The sequence below is a fragment of the Gordonia sp. UBA7860 genome (assembly GCF_002500165.1).
Lineage (GTDB): Bacteria > Actinomycetota > Actinomycetes > Mycobacteriales > Mycobacteriaceae > Gordonia > Gordonia sputi.
Genome location: NZ_DLSO01000176.1, coordinates 1 through 16728 on the forward strand (window position 1 = coordinate 1; position 16728 = coordinate 16728).

Here is a 16728-nt window from a genome sequence, read left to right on the forward strand (position 1 = left end):
AAACCCGCCAACCATACAGCCGGCAGAATTTTCAACACAATCTCAGCCAGAGAGACAAAAACCTGACCAAACAAAAACTAGCAACACCCAGACCCAAAGACCTGAGCGTCACAAAATAAATCATCACATAATCCAGAAACTTGGACACACGATGCCAAAATATGGCATCAAACAATTCATCACACACTATCGAGTTCTCAAAGAACGCACACCTGCTGACGCTACCCCTGAAAAGGGCTTGACCAGCAAGCTTGTTCCGTTTGGAGGATGTTAACCCCGTTTCCGGAGCAACTCTTCCAGCCTACCAGACGCTCTCGACGATCCGCAACTCCGTGTTGTTTCTCGTTTGGGAGTCATCTGGTTCCCGTGATCTCGTTGCGGGCGCACGAGGCACCCGGTGTGATTTCTCGGGGGTTGGTCTGCGCTGAACCCGGTTTCCCTTCCCCGTGACTTTCCCTCTCAGGAGGCCGTCCGGGGCGGCGCCGTGGCGCGCTGACTCGAAGAAAGTTACGCAATGCGTCGGCGAGGGTCAAATCGCCTGGTCAGCACGTGCGCCCACGCACGTTTCCGCAGGTCACGAGCGGTCAGGCCGCGCCCCGCAGCGTCGAATTCACGCCTGAGCCCCCAAAATCGGTGAATGTGATCTGCGTCATTCTGCGCTGGCCAGCTGTCTTTCGGCGTCCCAGTGGACCTTGCGCGAGGCGTCTACCAGCGAGTTCATCGACACGCATCCGAGTCGGAAACCCATACTTTCGGTCAGTGACCTCGCCTGACAGGTCAGTTACGCGTGCGCGGGTCGGCTCCTACCGTTCGAGGTATGACCATGGCCCCAGAGATCAGGAGCGCAGACACCAGGAGCGCGGGCACACCTACGACCAGCACCATCACTGTGCGTCGGGCCGAGCCGGCTACCGGGGTTCTCGCTGCCGAGGGCTTCCGACGATGCGGTTCGCTGTGGTGGCGTCGGACTACTGCGCAGGACGGAACCACGTTGGTCGACATCCGCCATCCGTTCACCAGCGATCTGATCTCCGACGATGTCATGGTGACGGCCCTGATCTGCCTCGTCGAAGACGGCGCGCTCGCCGGCCAGTGGGAGTTCGAGGAGGCCGCGGTCGGACTGATTCGGTCGTCTGCCGCCTCCGACGGCGTCGCGTGGGCGTCGTTCTATGACAACTCGCTGCGAGATCTCGTCACCGGTATCGCCTCCTTCAGCGCCGTCCATCGTCGAGCTCGCAGCCTGGTGTCGGGTTCGACCGTGCTCGAGGTCGGCTGCTGCTTCGGGTTCCTCGCACTGCAGTGCGCCGAAAGTGGACTCGAGGTCAGCGCGTGCGACATCTCGTCTGGTGCGATCAACCTCCTGCGGGCGGCCGCCACGCGACGTCGAACCGTTGTCGACGCGATTGTTGCGAACGCGACCGATCTCCCCTTCGCCGACGATTCGGTCGACACCGTCACCCTCATTCACCTGCTCGAACATTTGTCACGTGACGAAAGACAGCGAGCGCTTGCAGAAGCTCTGCGGGTCGCCCGTAGACGCGTGATTGTCGCCGTCCCCTACGAAGACGAGCCGAGTCCACACTTCGGGCACCTCAGCTGCCTGCGTGAATGCGACCTCGTCGACTGGGCGGGACACGTCGATCATGCGGGCGCGGAGATACTCGACGACCACGGCGGGTGGTTGATCCTCACACCTCGAGCCAGCTAGAGCCGACAGCGTCATTAGCGGCTAGAGCCGACAGCGCCATTAGCGGGCGGACGCCGACTCAGGCCCCAACTCAAATGAGGCCCCGCTTGCTGGCGATGTAGACCGCGTCGGTGCGTTTGGTGACCCCGAGTTTGCGAATGATGTTGCGAATGTGGAACTTCACCGTCGATTCCGAGATGAACAGCGTCTCGCCGATCCGCTTGTTGCTCAGTCCGTCCGCCAGTAGCCGGAGCACCTCGCGCTCGCGCTCGGTCAGTGCCTCGGGACTCTCTCCGCCGCCCGATACCGTCCGCAGCACGATTGCCGCGCTTCGCGGATCGAATGCGCTGCCACCACCCGAAACGGCCTGGATCGCCCGCACGAGTTCGGTCGTATCGACATCCTTGACCACGTATCCACGTGCCCCGGCCTTCACCGCACGCACGACGAGGTCGTCATCGAGGAACGTGGTGAGCACCAGACTGGCCACATCACTGTGCCGCTGCGCGATCTCGGTGATGAGTCGCAGCCCCTCGTACTCGGTGCCTGCCGTCAGCTTGAGATCGACGACAACCACATCCGGGCGGCACCGTGCGACTTCTGCGAGCGCGTGGTCGAACGAACCAGCTTCTCCGACAACGGATATCGTGTCCTCACGCTCAAGCAGTGAGCGTATGCCCGCCCGTAGCAGCGCATGGTCGTCGACCAGCATGGCCCGAATCGAGCCGGTACTGACCTCGGTGGAATTCATCGCACAACCTCCTCGTGTCGAGACCCTGACCCGCTCCGCGTGTGACCCGTCGACGCCGACGCGACGTCGGGCAATGTGGCTGCAATGCGTATCCCACCGAGTCGCGAACGACGGACACGGACCTCGCCACCCAACTGATCCGCACGCGCGGCCATGTTGGCCAGCCCTCGGTGCCTGCCGGCGAGGTCGCCGAGCATCGCCGCGCGCATCACTCGCCGAAGATGCCCTGGGTCTCCCCCGCCGTCGTCGTCGACAGCCAGGCCGACGTGGTCGTCGGCGTAGGTGAGGACCACGCGCGCAGTCTGTGCCCCGGCGTGCACCGCGGTGTTGAACAGCGCCTCGCCCGCGATCCGCAGTACGGCGTGTTGCACGTCATCTGGGACATCACGCGGGCGTCCGACGACGCGGACGTCGGTGTCGAGATCGGCGGGCATGTGCATCGAACACAGTTCGTCGAGCACCTCGCCGAGACTCAACCCCTCGACCGACGGCGACTGATTGAGCGCGTAGATGACCGAACGCAACTGTTCGACGGCGTCGCGCGTCAATTTCCCCGCGACCTCGAGACGCGCGGCCGTCGCGGCGTCGGACTCGATCCGACACACCTCGATCTGAACGCCTGCCGACAGCACCGACTGCGTGACGGAGTCGTGGAGTTCGCGGGCGATGCGCTCGCGTTCCTCGGTGACCAGACGCTGGCGCATCACGGCGGACAATTCTCGTTGTGTCCGTTGAAGTTCCGCGTTTCGGACGGCAAGGTCAGTCGCCTGCTCACGCGCTTTGGCGTAGGCATCCTCGGCACGCGCGAGCTGATGCCGGCTCTCCTCGAGCAGCGAGGCATTCAGGAGGGCGACCATCGCCTGTCTGGCGAGAATGCGCATCACGACGAGGTCGGCGGAGTCGACGACATGATGATCCGGGGTCCATGCCGAGAGTCCACCGACGACGCGGCCGTCGAGGTGCACCGGCACATGGAGGTGGTGCGCTGTGACCACTGGTCGGCTCAGCTCGCCCATCTGATTGCGGAGGACGTCGTTGAGCCGATTGAGCACCTCGTCGGGAAGGTGACTCGGTGTGCGCGCGGCTTGCACGCCCTCGAACGCGTAGATGGTTCCGTCGCCGCTCATCATCAGGTGCCGTGGCCCCGTGCGCTCGAGTTCGCCGTCGCTGAGGGCAAACACCACCCAGTCGGCGTCGAGGTGCTCACGCACAGCACGGACCACCGAGAGGACGAGGTTTTCGGGGCCTTCGGCGGTTTGCACGAGCGCCCGCGAGATGCGATCGAGCGCGCCGACCACGCGCGTGAGTCGCTGCTCGACGCCCCGATACTGCGCATAGTGCGAGCCCTTGACCGAATGCAGCCCGACCAGCGAGTCCAGTTCGGGCCCGTACTGGCCAGACCCGTCAACTCCAGACCCACCGGCCCCTGATCCTTCAACGCCAGGCCCGTACCCCTCGGGCTGGGCGCCGGTGGTCACAGTGCCTCGCGATAGATACGCGCGACGTCGTCTGCGGTCGGTTTGCGCGGGTTGGTCGTCATACAGGCGTCGAGCAGCGCGTTCGCCGTGAGCACCGCGACGTGTTCGTCGCGCACGCCGAGTGATCTGAGGTCGCCGGGCAGTCCGACCCTGCGCGACAACGACGCGACCTCGTCGGCGAGTCGCTCAGCGACGGCACGGGGCGAGCCGCCCCGGACACCCACCGCGTCGGCGAGTTCGACGTAGGGCGTCGGGTCGATCTCCGCGTTGAACCGGATGACATGCGGTAGGAGCACCGCATTGATCGCGCCGTGCGCGGCGTCGCACAGTCCCCCGACGGGGTGGCTCATGGCGTGGGTGGCCCCGAGAATCGCGTTGGTGAACGCCATGCCCGCCTCGAGCGCCGCATACGCCATGTCGGTTCCGCTGTCGGGATCGGACGGATCGTCGACAAACCTCTCGATGCTGCGCCACGCGGTGCCGATCGAGCTCAGTGCCGCGCGATCGCTGAGCCGATTGTGCGCAAGCGATGCGTATGCCTCGAGGCAGTGGGTGATGGCGTCCATGCCCGACTGCGCGGCAACATCTGCGGGTAGCGAGGCAAACGTGCGTGGGTCGACCACAGAGACGTCGGGCACCAAGCCGCGACCGATGATGGTCACCTTGGTCATGCGGTCGACGTCGTTGACGATGCAGAACTGCGAGACGTCCGAACCGCTTCCCGCCGTGGTCGGTGCGGCGATCAACGGGGGCAGCGGCCGACGGGCGCGATCGATCCCCTCGTACTCGAGGATGTGTCCGCCGTTCGCGGCCAGAATCGCGATCCCCTTGGCTGCGTCGATCACCGACCCACCGCCGAGAGCGACGATGCCGTCGGCACCGCTCTCCTCGTACCTCGCGAAGCCCGCGACGATCTCGGGAGCGCGCGGATTCGCCGATACGTCGGTGAATGACGACACCGACAGTCGCTCGGAGTGAAGTGCTTGTGCCAGTTGGGGATACCACGGAGTTGCCACCAGTCCGCGGTCGGAGACGATCAGCAGGCGACGCATACCGAGGCCCGCGGCCGCGCGCGGCACCTCGGCGAGCGACCCCGGCCCGATGATGATCTCCGGTGTGTGGAACTTGGCGATGTGCACGCCTCCGCCGCGCGCCGCCCGCGTATCCCGAACAGTGCTGGGCACGCGGGTGTCGACGACGTCAATCCCCACGCCTGTCACCTACCCATCGCAGCGTTGTCTTCCGGCCCGAATCCTACGCGTGATGCCATCACTCACGCGCCCGAAGCCGCAACCGAGACCTGCTCCAATTCGGCGAGATCGTGGACGACGTTCACACGGTCGCAGTACGTGGCGTATGCGGGGAGATCGCACGAACCGAGGCCCCATGAGAACGCGGGCTCCGGCGTCAGCCAGATGGTTTCACGTGCACGTCGACTGATCTCCTCGAACGCACCGAGGTTCGGATCCTTCCCGTTGTTGCGGCCGTCGCCGAGCACGATGACCGTCGTCCTCCTGGTGATGGCGCCACCGTACTCGTCGAGGAATGTCTGCAGCGCGTTGCCGTAGTCCGAATCGGCGTCGACGTCGAGCACGCCGCCCGCCGGCAGGCCCGACACGACGAGCGACAGCGCTTCCTCGGCAGGGTGCTCGGCGAAGAGGTCGGTGATCTCGACGAGGTCGGACACGAAGGCGAACGATCGGACGTGCGCGACCATGCTCTGCAACCCGTGGACGAGTTGCAGGGTGAACCTCGTCGTCGAACGCACCGACAGCGAGACGTCGGCGAGGATCAACAGGCTCGGTCGGTCCTCGACCTTGGCGACGGTGATCGGCCGGAACGGGACGCCGTCGAATCGAAGGTTCGCGCGCATCGTGCGCGCGGCGTCGACCGTGCCCCTCGCGGCCACCTTCCGTCGCGATCGTGGCGCGCCGTGCAGGCTGCGGATGAGTCGTCGCACGGACTCCTCGAGGCTTGCGCGCTCCTGCTCTCCGATCGCGTCGCGCACACTCGCCTTGATCTCGCGGTCCTCGAGCTCGTGGTCGGTGGCCATCAGTTGCTCGAGGTGATCGCGAAGTCTCTCCGGTAGGCCGTCGAGCAGACCCGCGAGCGCGCTGCGCAGGGCCGCGAGTTCCTCGGGGTCTGGTTGCGCTCCGTCGAGTCCCTCGGTGTCGTCGAGCCAGTCGAGCAGAGCCATCTCCTGAGCGACCGACAGCTCGGCGTCGAGTTGTGTTGCGTTGCCGCTCACCAGCTCTCCCGGCCGACCCGGATTGTGCAGCCGGGACACGGTGAGCTGGACCCGCGCGGCCTGCTCGGAGTTCGGAACCGAATCGGCCGACAGGACGATCTCATCGGTCAACGACGCCATGTCGAGCTTGTTGGCCTCCTGGTGGAGGTTGTACTGCTCGGCGAGATCTTCGGGATCGAAGTACTGCCGGATGTTCGACGGCGGTCCGTGACTGTGACCCTGCGCGGGCGTCTTGCTGACCTCGTCCGAGAGCGTGTACTCCTCGAGGTCGCCTTCGTCGGAGAGGTCGTCGTGTGTGTGCGAATGGCCTTGTCCGCCATCGTCTTCCACAACAGGTCGCAGTGCGAAGAACCTGTCGAAGACCCGCGCGAACGTGTCCTCGTCCCGACGATCCTTGATCAGACAGGCCTGCAGCGCAGAGCGGAGCAACTCGCGATCGGCGAGGATCTCCGCCGTGGCAACGGCAGCCATCGCGTCCATCGCCTCCGACACCCCTATCCGCACGCCGTGCAGGCGAAGCAGACGGATGAATCGGTGTACGGCACCTTCCATCAGCGCACTCCCCCGCTAGACCGGCCGCTTGCGCGCACCGCGAGCGTTGAACGACCTGCTGCCCTGCGACGCGCTCACGGTGCGCGTTCCGGCGTCACTCTTCGCCCCGGGCGACCCGTAGTACTCATCTCCGTGGCGGCCAGGCTCGTCCTTCGCCGCGCGCCGAGCTTTTCCGGACCTGTCGGTGGACTCGTGGTCATGATCGTGGTCATGATCGTCGTGACTATGCGAATGCCCCGGCCCGTGGGAGTGGCCGTGCGAATGTCCGTGGGAGTGAAGGTGATCGGGCACCTGAGCGTTGGGGTCGACGAGCCGTGGCAACGCGTCGAGTGCCCGGGTCAGGTCTCTGTCGTACTTCACCACGACGTTGGCCGTGGCCGACAGCAGCTCCGCACTGAGCTCGTCTGCGCCGAGCACGGCGAGGGTGCGCGCCCAGTCGATCGTCTCGGAGATACTAGGGGCTTTTCGTAGGTCGAGATCGCGCAGACCACGGACGATCTCGACGAGCTTGGAGGCGAGGACGTCAGCGAGCCCGGTGTCCTTGGACCTGATGATGTCGAGTTCGCGTGCGGCATCGGGGTAGTCGAGCGAAAGGTGCAGGCAGCGACGTTTCAGAGCTGCGGACAGATCGCGTGTGTTGTTGGAGGTCAAGATGATCATCGGTTGGTGGTTGGCGACGAATGTGCCGATTTCTGGCACCGACACCTGATACTCGGCGAGAAGCTCGAGGAGCACAGCCTCGAGCGCCTCGTCGGCGCGGTCGACCTCGTCGATCAGCAGCACGACGGGCTTCTCGGATCGCACCGCCTCCAGCAGCGGGCGGGGGGCGAGGAATCGCTCGGAGAAGAAGACGCTTTCCTCGGCGCCGATCCGGTCGACGGCCTCCGACAACGACGCGGCGTCGGCGACCACCTGACTGATCTTCTCCCGCAGCACCTGCGTGTAGAGCAGTTGCTTGCCGTAGTCCCACTCGTAGAGCGCTGTGGTCTCGTCCTGGCCCTCGTAACACTGCAGCCGCAACAGTTCTCGTCCCGTGACGTCTGCGAGAGTCTTGGCGAGCTGCGTCTTCCCCACTCCCGCAGGCCCTTCGAGCAGCACGGGTTTGCCCAGTCTGCTCTGCAGGAAAACCGTTGTCGCCAGGCGTTGGTCGGCGAGATAGCCTGCGTCGGCGAATCGAGTCACCACGTCGTCGACATCGGTGAAGTGTGAACGGTCAGCGGGGTCGGCCCCCGCAGCGGATGTGTCGTCGGTTGCGGCGAAGTGCACGGACATCGGCGTCTCCTGTGCTCGGAAGGGAGGTGGTGCGGTGACGGGCTTGTGTAGGGGGTGGAGCCGGATGACGGATTCCGCTTTGGGGCAGCGGAATCCGTCATCCGGGGCCGTGCCCGCACGGTCGAGCCGTGCGGAGTTCTTCCCGACCTACGGCAGGAGCTCGTCGAGGTCGCCGTTGACGCAGTGCTCGACGACCGGCCGGACCGTCTCGAACGTGCACTCCTTGGGGTTGCCGGGCGTGCACGCGTCACCGAGGACGTGGTTGGTCAGTGCGTCGATCGTCGCGGCATCGGTGGTGATGTCGGGACGACCCTCGTAGAACTTCGTCGGACCCTGGCCCAGCCGGTTCTTCGGATACGAGTCCTGCTTGACATCGGCAAAACGCTCGACGATGCCCACGTCGCGGAGCAGGCGAATCGCGGCCTCGAGCGCGGCGTCGGCGGCCTGCACCTTCGTCATACCGTGGGTGTCCACGCCCATCGCCGCGGCCATGTCGGCGTAGCGCTCGTACATCGCCGGCATGTTGAACGCCCAGACGCGGGGCAGGGCGATGGCGTTGTTCAGACCGTGGTGGGTGTCGAAGAAGGCCGACACCGCGTGACTGATCGAGTGGATGATGCCGAGGCCGCCGGAATTGAACGCCTGTGCAGCGATGTACTGCGCGTACATCATTCCCTCGCGACCCTTGAGGTCAACACCGTTCCACGTGGCCTCGCGCAGGTTCTCGGCCGTCATCTTCACCGCGTAGAGGGCGTTGCCCATCGACGGCGGGAAGTTGAGCCGCGAGACGTACGGCTCGGAAGCGTGTGCGAGCACGTCGAAACCACACTGTGCGGTGAAGGCGACCGGGCAATCGTAGTAGAGGACCGGATCGTCGATGGCTAGTGTCGTGACAGCCGCGTCATCGAACGCAACGTACTTATGCGGCTTGTCGGGATCTGTCGTGGTGTCGGTGATGACGTATGCCCACGAAGTCTCCGAACCCGTTCCGGCAGTCGTGGATACGGCGATGTGCGGCGGATTCTTGGGATTCTCGCTCTTGTTGAAACCCTCGAACTCGTTGACATTTCGTCCATCATGGGCGACGGAGATACGGGCACCCTTACAGGCATCGTGCGCGGAGCCGCCACCGATCGAGATGAACGAATCGCACTGCTCGGAGTTGTAGAGCGACACCGCGTCCATGACGTTGTAGTCCTTGGGGTTGGACTCGACCTTGTCGTAGAGCACGACCTCGAGTCCGTGGTACTTGCACGACTCGACGATCTTGTGGACCGTGTCGCTGCCACGCAGGCCGGTCGTCATGATGAGCGTCTTCTTGAAGCCGAGCTTGAGCGCCTCCGGCCCGATCATCTCGTGCGCGCCGGGGCCCATCATGGCGCGCGGAAACGGATGAAATTCCTTGATGGGGAACGGCTTGAGTAGTTCGTCTACCTGCATTTCTGACCTGACCTTCTCGATGCTGCCGACACACGTGGCGTCGGGAGTGGGTGAGCGATCGAGACGTTACGCGCGTCACACCCGGCCTCAGAAGTGCTTTGCGACCGAACCGTCCGATACTGCCGCCAGTACTGACCCCCGGCCGGGTCGGCACCTGACCTTCCGGACAGGTACCCACCTCAGCGTTGACCGGCCCTCGCGCGCCGCAACGTCTCCGCGTCGAAACCCCACGGCAGTTCGAGCCGATGCGCGGCCAACAGTGTGGTGTCGGCAAGGATCGCGTCGACGGAATCGTCGGCGACGACGCGCCCGTCGTCGACGATCACCGCTCGGTCGCACAACTGTGCCGCATACGGCAGGTCGTGGGTGACGACGAGCATCGTCGTGTCGAGCGTGAGCAGGGTGTCCGCGAGTTCACGCCGTGCCACCGGGTCGAGGTTCGCCGAGGGCTCGTCGAGCACCAAGATGTCTGGGCGACAAGCCAATACGGTCGCGAGGGCGCCTCGTCGACGCTGTCCGCCCGACAGGTGGTGGGGACTGGCGTCCGCGTGCCGCGTCATCGACACCGCCTCGAGCGCCTCGGCGACCCGCCGCGCGAGTTCGGGTCCTTCGACGCCGAAGTTCGCGGGACCGAAGGCGACGTCCTCGGCGAGCGTCGGCATGAACAGTTGATCGTCGGGGTCCTGGAACACCAGACCGACGCGCCGTCGCACCTCGCGCAGCGTCGACTTCCCCACCGGTGAGCCATAGATCGACACCGAACCCGACGTCGGCAGGAGCACGCCGTTGAGCGCAAGCATCAGGGTGGTCTTTCCCGCTCCGTTGGGGCCGAGAACTGCCACCCGCTCGCCCTCGGCGACCGACAGGTCGATGCCGTCGAGCGCGAGATGTCCATCGGGATAAGCGAATCGGAGGGCGCGGATGTCGATCGCGTTCATGCCAGACTCCACGCTGTGGCCGCCACCACGACGGCTGCTACCGCGGGAAGCAACACCAGCGTCCACTGCGCAGACGTCGCGCGCGGCGACGTCGCCACGCCGGGCATGTCGGGGATCGCTCCGGTGAACCCCCTCGACATCATCGCGAGGTGTACTCGCTCGCCACGTTCGTAGGAGCGCAGAAATACCGATCCGATGCTCACGGCAACAGCCTTGGCCTGATGCAGTGCGCGCGGAGAATCACCTCGGGCGGTGCGCGCGATCTGCATGCGCTTGACCTCCGCGGACAGCAGATCCACGTACCGCAGCATCATGACGAAGATCGGCGTGATCGTGCGCGGAACCCCGAGCCTGCTCAGCGCGACGGGCAGCTCGCGAGCAGGGGTCGTCGCAGCGAAGGTCAACGACGCCGCGACACCGAGCGTGCCCTTGACGACGATTCCCCAAGCCGCGTAAAGCCCTGCCACGGAAAGGGATACGCCGACGACATCGACGCGACGCCCACCTTCGGCGAACGGCAGAAGCACGGCGAGGACGACAAACGGAACCTCGATCAGCATCCGTGGAAGGATCCACCGGATCGGAACGCGGGCGAGCTGCCACACGACGAGCACGATGGCCGCGAAGCCCAGATAGGGCCAGAACATTTCGCGCGGCGTCGCGACCACGGCGAACACGAACACCACGAGGCAGACCAGTTTGACTTCGGTCGGCGCGCGGTGCACACGCGAGGTGACGTCGCGGTAGAGCGGATGTGCGTGCCCGGCGCCCATCGTCAGTCGTTTGCCTGCGCTGGCGCGACGCTCGTTCGACGGGCGCGGGCGATCAGCCAGAACGCGCCGACCGCCACCGCGAGAGTGACGAGCACCCCGATGATCCCGGCGATGCCGTTGGTGTACTGAGCACCCTTCACCGCATATTCGGCGAGCGGCGACGTCGACATCGCGTGATCGGTGGCGTGCTGTGCGATGCAGGTCCCCTTCAGCTCCTCGACGCCGTTGACCGTGACGGTCTGACAACCCTGCAGAGTGGCCGAATCGAGACCGTCTGGCGAGCTGCTCGCAAAGTAGGACAGCAGTCCCGCGATCAGCAGCGCAACCACGGCGAACAGGATGAGGAAGTGTCGACGCCGCACTCGTGGCGGGCGCGACTCTGACGCGGCGATACTCATGCCGCCACCTCGATTCGCTCGGAGGCATCGCGTTCGCGCCGCAGCAGGTAGACGAGGTCGGGACGCGCTTTGGCGACGGCGACGACAGTCACCGCGGTGATCAGCCCCTCACCGATTCCGATCAGGATATGGGTGCCCCACATGTAGCCCGCGACAGTCGTCAGGGACGTCATCGCGGCACCGCCGATCGCGTACTCGATGACGAATCCTGTTGCAGCGGAGACGGTTCCACACAACGCCGCAATGAACGCGATCGCGCCGAGCCGCGACACCCCGTGGCGTCGGAAACGCAGGAGTCGCGACAACCCGACTGCGACGCCGTACCCGACGAACGTCGAGATCAGGGCCATGTTGGTGATGTTGGCTCCGAGCGCGGTGACGCCGCCGTCGGCGAACAGCAGACACTGCACCACGAGGACGATCGCGATGCACAGTGCACCGGTGTACGGCCCGACCAGAATGGCAGCGAGCGTGCCACCCAGCAGGTGCCCGCTGACGCCGGGCAGGATAGGGAAATTGATCATCTGGACGGCGAAGATGAACGCGGCGACGAGTCCGGCCATCGGTACGGCCTTCTCGTCCAGATCGGTCCGTGCGCGCCACGCACAGAATGCGAGTCCCGCGGCGGCGACGACACCAAACAGAATCGACGTCTGCGCATTGATGATTCCGTCGCTCATGTGCATGGCGACGACGGTGGTGGACATTGAGCGGTGTCCCTTCAACGGGTGAACACGAGTGTGCCGTCAGACCCGTTGGCGTGCAGTCCGAACGAACACGATGCGTCAGACGTTAGGTCCGGCACCGACATCTGTCCACTTATTCAGATGTTGAAGCGGGCAGACTATCCGAACGGTCAGGTGTGACACTGGCCACACGACGCTCCTCGACGACCGACCTGCCTGTTGCCTAGGAGGGCGGGTTGTGGCCAGCACCGATCCAGTGCAGAAGATCGTGGACCGTCTCGTCGTCGAGCCGATAGCTCACCGATCGTCCGACGCGTGTCGACGTGACCCAGCCCTGATGGCGCAGCACGCGCAGCGCCTGCGAGACCGCCGTCTCGGTGCGCCCGACCTCGGTGGCGATGTCGCCGACGATGATGCCCGGATGCCGGTGCAGCAGCAGCAGGATCTCCAGTCGGTGCGGGTCCGACAACAGGTCGAACCTGGTGGACCACTCCGCGATGTCGACGCCGCGAGCGTGCTCAGTGTCGGCCATGTACTTACCCGGTGACGCGTTCGATCTCGCCGCCGAGGCTCCGCAGATTCTCGACGAAGTGCGGATACCCCCGGTCGATGTGCTCGACGTCGTGCACCTCGGTCACCCCGTCTGCGACCAGGCCGGCGAGGACGAGACCTGCACCCGCGCGAATATCCGAACACCACACGGGCGCGCTGGAGAGCCTCTCGATGCCACGAATGACCGCGTGATGGCCGTCCGTACGTGCATCCGCACCGAGGCGAACCATCTCCTCGACGAAGCGGAATCGCGCCTCGAAGACGTTCTCGGTGATCACCGACATCCCCTCGGCGATCGACGCCCAGCCGATCGCCATCGGCTGCAGGTCCGTCGGGAAGCCGGGGAACGGCAGCGTCGAGACGTTGACGGCGGTTGGCCTCCGGTCATGGCTGACACGGAACCCATTCGGATGCGTCTCGACGCGGGCCCCGGTGTCGACGAGCTTGTTCAACACCAGCTGCAGGTGGTGGGGATTGACGCCGTTGACCGTGACGTCGCCGCGGGTCATCACCGCGGCGATACCCCACGTCGCGCCGACGATCCTGTCGCCGACCACCCGGTGGGTGGTGGGATGCAGCCGCTCGACGCCGGTGACCGTCAACGTCGACGTCCCCGCGCCCTCGATCCGCGCACCCATCTGTTGCAGCATCACGCACAGATCGACGATCTCGGGCTCACGGGCAGCATTGTCGATGACCGTCTCACCCTCGGCGAGCACCGCGGCCATCAGGATGTTCTCCGTGGCGCCGACCGAAGGGAATTCGAGTGCGATCGGGGCGCCGACGAGCGCGTCGGCCTCGGCGACCACACAGCCGTGTTCAATCGAGCTGTGCGCGCCCAGCGCGCGCAACCCCGCCTGATGCATGTCGAGTGGTCGGGAACCGATCGCATCGCCACCGGGGAGAGCGACGACGGCGCGTCGACACCGAGCCATCAACGGTCCCAGCACGCACACCGACGCACGGAACTGCTTCACCGCGTCGAAGTCTGCGTGGTACTTGGGTTCTGCGGGCGCTTCGATCGTGACCGTCTCACCGTCGATCTCAACGACAGCACCAAGACCGCGCAGAACGTCGGCCATGAGCGGGACGTCGGCGATCTCGGGCGAATTGGTCAACGTGGTCGTGCCCTCGGCGAGCAACGACGCAGCCATCAGCTTGAGGACACTGTTCTTGGCCCCACCGACCGACACCTCGCCATGCAGGCGTGCTCCCCCGGACACCAGAAACCGATCACTCACGTGAGATACCTTATCCGCCTCACGCCAGTGCTCGACGCACAGCACTGGACCTGCGGTTACATTTGGATTCATGGCCGTGCACTTGACTCGTATCTACACCCGCACCGGCGACGACGGCACCACCGGGCTCAGCGACTTCTCGCGCGTACCCAAGACCGATGCGCGCGTTGTCGCCTACGCCGACTGCGACGAGGCCAACACCGTTATCGGCGCGGCCCTCGCACTGGGTGGGCAGATCCCAGAAGCGATCGCCGGCGTGCTCACGACGGTCCAGAACGACCTCTTCGACGCCGGGGCCGACCTCTCGACACCGGTCGTCGAGGACCCCAAATATCCGCCGCTACGCATCGAACAGAGCTATATCGATGCCCTCGAATCGTGGTGTGACGACTTCGGCGCCGACCTACCCGCCCTGAATTCGTTCGTCCTGCCCGGTGGCACCCCGTTCGCCGCGCTTCTACACCAGGCGCGCGCAGTCACTCGTCGAGCCGAACGTTCGGCGTGGGCTGCGGTCGACGCCGACCCCGAGCACACGTCCGTCCTGCCCGCCCGGTACCTGAATCGGTTGTCGGATCTGCTGTTCATCCTGTCCCGAGTCGCCAACCGCGGATCGGGCGGAGAGGGCGACGTGACCTGGATTCCCGGCGGGGATCGTCACCGCCCCTGAGTGCCGCGCTCGGGCATTACGGCTCAGAGTTACGGGTCAGGCGCTTCGACGCCGCTGTGACCGCTGCGGAGCCCCCGCCTCCAGCCACGCCTGGAAGGCCGTGACCCCGTCGGGGGTCAGCGCGAGTTCGTACTCGCTGGGCTCGTCGTCGTCGTGGTACTCACGCACGTGCAGAATGGTCATCCCGTCGAGAATGACGCCCTCGCTGCCTGCGGCACACCGCCGACCAACGATCTCGATGCTGTGGCGAGGGAAGCGGCGTGACGGACCGGGCCGCAGCGAGCTGAGCCGGAAGTACCGCAGCGATTCGTCCCCATAGTGGACGCTGCCGTGCCGCCAGCCCTCGTCGAGCTCGGCAGGCAGATCGCGCAACAGCGCGGGGGTTCCCGCGCTGCGCAATTGTTGTAGTCGGTATGCAAGCAGGCCGCAGACAACCAGCGCCACCAAAAGCAGAATCAGCAGGACGACCACAACGGTCACGCGGCAAACCTCCCTCGCGCGGGTTGCATCACCGAGATGTCGGCGGGCTGTCGACGGGCTGTTTCGGTGATGACTCCCCCAGCATGCCAGTAGACCGTATGACGCAGCCAGCCACCCGCGAAGCGCGGGTGGCCGGCAGACGACTACCGAGTCATCGTGATGACTCGTATTCAATTGTGACGCAACGGTTTTCGTCCAGATCAGGACGTCACCGCACGCATCGGCTCGTTCTCGATCAGGCGATCTGCTCCGCGGCGCGCAACCGTGCATGCGCACGGTGGTACTCCGTGGTACCGGGCTCTGCGGACTCGAGCGCGGACTTCTCGGCGTTGACGTCGACGCCGTCGGCCCATTCTGCGGCCTCGGCGAGAATCGTCACCGACTCGCCCGTCACCGAGATGAATCCGCCTTCGACGGCGGCCGCCTTGCGGGTGCCGCTCTCCTCGACGATCACCACGAACCCGCCGGGGACGAGTTGTCCGAGTAGCGGTTCGTGATTGGCCAGCACACCCATCTCGCCGACCGTGGTCTGCGCGATGACGAATGTGGCCTCACCCGAGTACAGCTCGGCGTCGGCGGATACGACCTCGACGTGGAAGGACTTCTCAGCCATGGCGTACCGCTACTTTCCGGCGAGCTTGGCGGCGGCTGCCTCCACGTCGTCGAGGCCACCGCAGCTGTTGAACGCCTGCTCCGGGTAAGCGTCGAACTCGCCCTTGCAGATGCGGTCGAACGCCTCGATGGTGTCGGCGAGCGGCACGACCGATCCGGGCTGGCCGGTGAACTTCTCGGCGACGAGGAAGTTCTGGCCGAGGAACTTCTGGATGCGACGTGCGCGCTGCACCGTCACCTTGTCCTCTTCGGACAGCTCGTCCATACCGAGGATGGCGATGATGTCCTGGAGCTCCTTGTACTTCTGCAGGATGCTCTTGACCTCGTTGGCGACTCGGAAGTGCTCGTCTCCGACGATCGAGGCCTCGAGAATGCGCGACGTCGAGGTCAACGGATCCACCGCGGGGTAGATACCGAGCTGCGAGATCGGACGTGAGAGCTCGGTCGTCGCATCGAGGTGCGCGAACGTCGTGGCAGGCGCGGGGTCGGTGTAGTCGTCCGCTGGCACGTAGATCGCCTGCAGCGAGGTGATCGAGCGACCCTTGGTCGAGGTGATGCGCTCCTGCAGCTCACCCATCTCGTCGGCCAGCGTCGGCTGGTATCCCACGGCAGACGGCATACGACCGAGCAGCGTCGAGACCTCGGAGCCCGCCTGGGTGAATCGGAAGATGTTGTCGATGAACAGAAGCACGTCCTGGTGCTTCACGTCGCGGAAGTACTCGGCCATGGTGAGGGCCGAGAGAGCGACGCGCATACGCGTGCCCGGCGGCTCATCCATCTGACCGAAGACGAGGGCCGTGTCCTGGAGGACACCCATCTCTTCCATTTCCATGATGAGGTCGGTTCCCTCACGGGTCCGCTCACCCACGCCCGCGAACACCGAGGTACCGGAGAACTCACGGGCGATACGGGTGATCATCTCCTGGATGAGCACGGTCTTGCCCACGCCGGCG

At 65.3% G+C, this 16728-nt stretch carries 18 protein-coding genes; 3 read left to right on the forward strand and 15 right to left on the reverse strand.

Annotation, left to right across the window (positions count from 1 at the left end; genetic code table 11):
• Together B3T59_RS21535 and mftM are read left to right on the forward strand one after the other, a co-directional pair.
• The coding region (locus tag B3T59_RS21535; protein WP_287005087.1) for a hypothetical protein at positions 1–274 on the forward strand (274 nt) is incomplete at its 5' end.
• A gap of 543 nt (positions 275–817) precedes the next feature.
• A complete protein-coding gene (mftM, locus tag B3T59_RS21540; RefSeq protein ID WP_231894508.1) occupies positions 818–1708 on the forward strand; it encodes a mycofactocin oligosaccharide methyltransferase MftM in 891 nt (296 codons plus the stop codon).
• 70 nt (positions 1709–1778) lie between these two features.
• Here mftM and B3T59_RS21545 read toward each other — a convergent pair whose 3' ends face one another.
• From B3T59_RS21545 to murA, 12 genes are all read right to left on the reverse strand, one after another.
• A complete protein-coding gene (locus B3T59_RS21545) occupies positions 1779–2438 on the reverse strand; it encodes a MadR family response regulator transcription factor (protein ID WP_005205696.1) in 660 nt (219 codons plus the stop codon).
• Positions 2435–3817: a MadS family sensor histidine kinase gene (locus B3T59_RS21550; RefSeq protein ID WP_287005093.1), complete on the reverse strand. Its 1383-nt coding sequence runs from the start codon at positions 3815–3817 to the stop codon at positions 2435–2437. The genes B3T59_RS21545 and B3T59_RS21550 overlap by 4 nt, the downstream gene beginning before the upstream one ends.
• A 95-nt stretch (positions 3818–3912) precedes the next feature.
• Positions 3913–5100: an iron-containing alcohol dehydrogenase gene (locus B3T59_RS21555; RefSeq protein WP_064862747.1), complete on the reverse strand. Its 1188-nt coding sequence runs from the start codon at positions 5098–5100 to the stop codon at positions 3913–3915.
• Positions 5101–5189: 89 nt separating this feature from the next.
• A complete protein-coding gene (locus B3T59_RS21560) occupies positions 5190–6716 on the reverse strand; it encodes a VWA domain-containing protein (RefSeq protein WP_287005088.1) in 1527 nt (508 codons plus the stop codon).
• Positions 6717–6731: 15 nt separating this feature from the next.
• A complete protein-coding gene (locus tag B3T59_RS21565; RefSeq protein ID WP_287005089.1) occupies positions 6732–7988 on the reverse strand; it encodes an AAA family ATPase in 1257 nt (418 codons plus the stop codon).
• 147 nt (positions 7989–8135) lie between these two features.
• Positions 8136–9428: an NDMA-dependent methanol dehydrogenase gene (mdo, locus tag B3T59_RS21570; protein ID WP_287005090.1), complete on the reverse strand. Its 1293-nt coding sequence runs from the start codon at positions 9426–9428 to the stop codon at positions 8136–8138.
• A 179-nt stretch (positions 9429–9607) separates the two neighbouring features.
• Positions 9608–10366 carry an energy-coupling factor ABC transporter ATP-binding protein gene (locus tag B3T59_RS21575; RefSeq protein ID WP_005205707.1) on the reverse strand — a complete coding sequence of 253 codons (759 nt, stop codon included), beginning with the start codon at positions 10364–10366 and terminating at the stop codon, positions 9608–9610.
• A complete protein-coding gene (cbiQ, locus tag B3T59_RS21580; RefSeq protein WP_005205708.1) occupies positions 10363–11139 on the reverse strand; it encodes a cobalt ECF transporter T component CbiQ in 777 nt (258 codons plus the stop codon). The genes B3T59_RS21575 and cbiQ overlap by 4 nt, the downstream gene beginning before the upstream one ends.
• A gap of 2 nt (positions 11140–11141) precedes the next feature.
• Entirely contained in the window at positions 11142–11537 is a 396-nt protein-coding gene (locus tag B3T59_RS21585) for a PDGLE domain-containing protein (RefSeq protein WP_005205710.1), read from the reverse strand.
• A complete protein-coding gene (locus B3T59_RS21590) occupies positions 11534–12244 on the reverse strand; it encodes an energy-coupling factor ABC transporter permease (RefSeq protein ID WP_005205712.1) in 711 nt (236 codons plus the stop codon). The genes B3T59_RS21585 and B3T59_RS21590 overlap by 4 nt, the downstream gene beginning before the upstream one ends.
• A gap of 202 nt (positions 12245–12446) precedes the next feature.
• Complete coding sequence (locus B3T59_RS21595) at positions 12447–12755, reverse strand: ArsR/SmtB family transcription factor (protein WP_005205714.1); 309 nt, start codon at positions 12753–12755, stop codon at positions 12447–12449.
• 4 nt (positions 12756–12759) lie between these two features.
• Positions 12760–14016: a UDP-N-acetylglucosamine 1-carboxyvinyltransferase gene (gene murA / locus B3T59_RS21600; RefSeq protein ID WP_039855512.1), complete on the reverse strand. Its 1257-nt coding sequence runs from the start codon at positions 14014–14016 to the stop codon at positions 12760–12762.
• A gap of 70 nt (positions 14017–14086) precedes the next feature.
• Between murA and B3T59_RS21605 the strand changes: the two genes are divergently transcribed.
• The gene (locus tag B3T59_RS21605) at positions 14087–14683 is read left to right on the forward strand and encodes a cob(I)yrinic acid a,c-diamide adenosyltransferase (protein ID WP_064862741.1); all 597 of its coding nucleotides are present in this window, start codon (positions 14087–14089) and stop codon (positions 14681–14683) included.
• 36 nt (positions 14684–14719) lie between these two features.
• Here B3T59_RS21605 and B3T59_RS21610 read toward each other — a convergent pair whose 3' ends face one another.
• The 3 genes from B3T59_RS21610 to atpD form a co-directional block, all read right to left on the reverse strand.
• Positions 14720–15163: a DUF2550 domain-containing protein gene (locus B3T59_RS21610; RefSeq protein ID WP_064862742.1), complete on the reverse strand. Its 444-nt coding sequence runs from the start codon at positions 15161–15163 to the stop codon at positions 14720–14722.
• A gap of 235 nt (positions 15164–15398) precedes the next feature.
• On the reverse strand, positions 15399–15776 hold the full coding sequence (locus B3T59_RS21615; protein WP_287005091.1) for a F0F1 ATP synthase subunit epsilon: 378 nt from the start codon (positions 15774–15776) through the stop codon (positions 15399–15401).
• Between the two features lie 9 nt (positions 15777–15785).
• Positions 15786–16728 (reverse strand): F0F1 ATP synthase subunit beta (gene atpD, locus B3T59_RS21620; RefSeq protein WP_287005092.1); only part of this gene is annotated, 943 nt, incomplete at its 5' end.

Bases quoted from the DNA above. Each gene is read 5' to 3' on its own strand.
- B3T59_RS21560 (WP_287005088.1), bottom strand. From the start codon at position 6,716: ATGGAAGGTGCCGTACACCGATTCATCCGTCTGCTTCGCCTGCACGGC.
- B3T59_RS21590 (WP_005205712.1), bottom strand. From the start codon at position 12,244: ATGTCCACCACCGTCGTCGCCATGCACATGAGCGACGGAATCATCAAT.
- B3T59_RS21615 (WP_287005091.1), bottom strand. From the start codon at position 15,776: ATGGCTGAGAAGTCCTTCCACGTCGAGGTCGTATCCGCCGACGCCGAG.
- B3T59_RS21605 (WP_064862741.1), top strand. From the start codon at position 14,087: ATGGCCGTGCACTTGACTCGTATCTACACCCGCACCGGCGACGACGGC.
- B3T59_RS21545 (WP_005205696.1), bottom strand. From the start codon at position 2,438: ATGAATTCCACCGAGGTCAGTACCGGCTCGATTCGGGCCATGCTGGTC.
- cbiQ (WP_005205708.1), bottom strand. From the start codon at position 11,139: ATGGGCGCCGGGCACGCACATCCGCTCTACCGCGACGTCACCTCGCGT.
- B3T59_RS21565 (WP_287005089.1), bottom strand. From the start codon at position 7,988: ATGTCCGTGCACTTCGCCGCAACCGACGACACATCCGCTGCGGGGGCC.
- B3T59_RS21585 (WP_005205710.1), bottom strand. From the start codon at position 11,537: ATGAGTATCGCCGCGTCAGAGTCGCGCCCGCCACGAGTGCGGCGTCGA.
- mftM (WP_231894508.1), top strand. From the start codon at position 818: ATGACCATGGCCCCAGAGATCAGGAGCGCAGACACCAGGAGCGCGGGC.
- B3T59_RS21595 (WP_005205714.1), bottom strand. From the start codon at position 12,755: ATGGCCGACACTGAGCACGCTCGCGGCGTCGACATCGCGGAGTGGTCC.
- B3T59_RS21575 (WP_005205707.1), bottom strand. From the start codon at position 10,366: ATGAACGCGATCGACATCCGCGCCCTCCGATTCGCTTATCCCGATGGA.
- mdo (WP_287005090.1), bottom strand. From the start codon at position 9,428: ATGCAGGTAGACGAACTACTCAAGCCGTTCCCCATCAAGGAATTTCAT.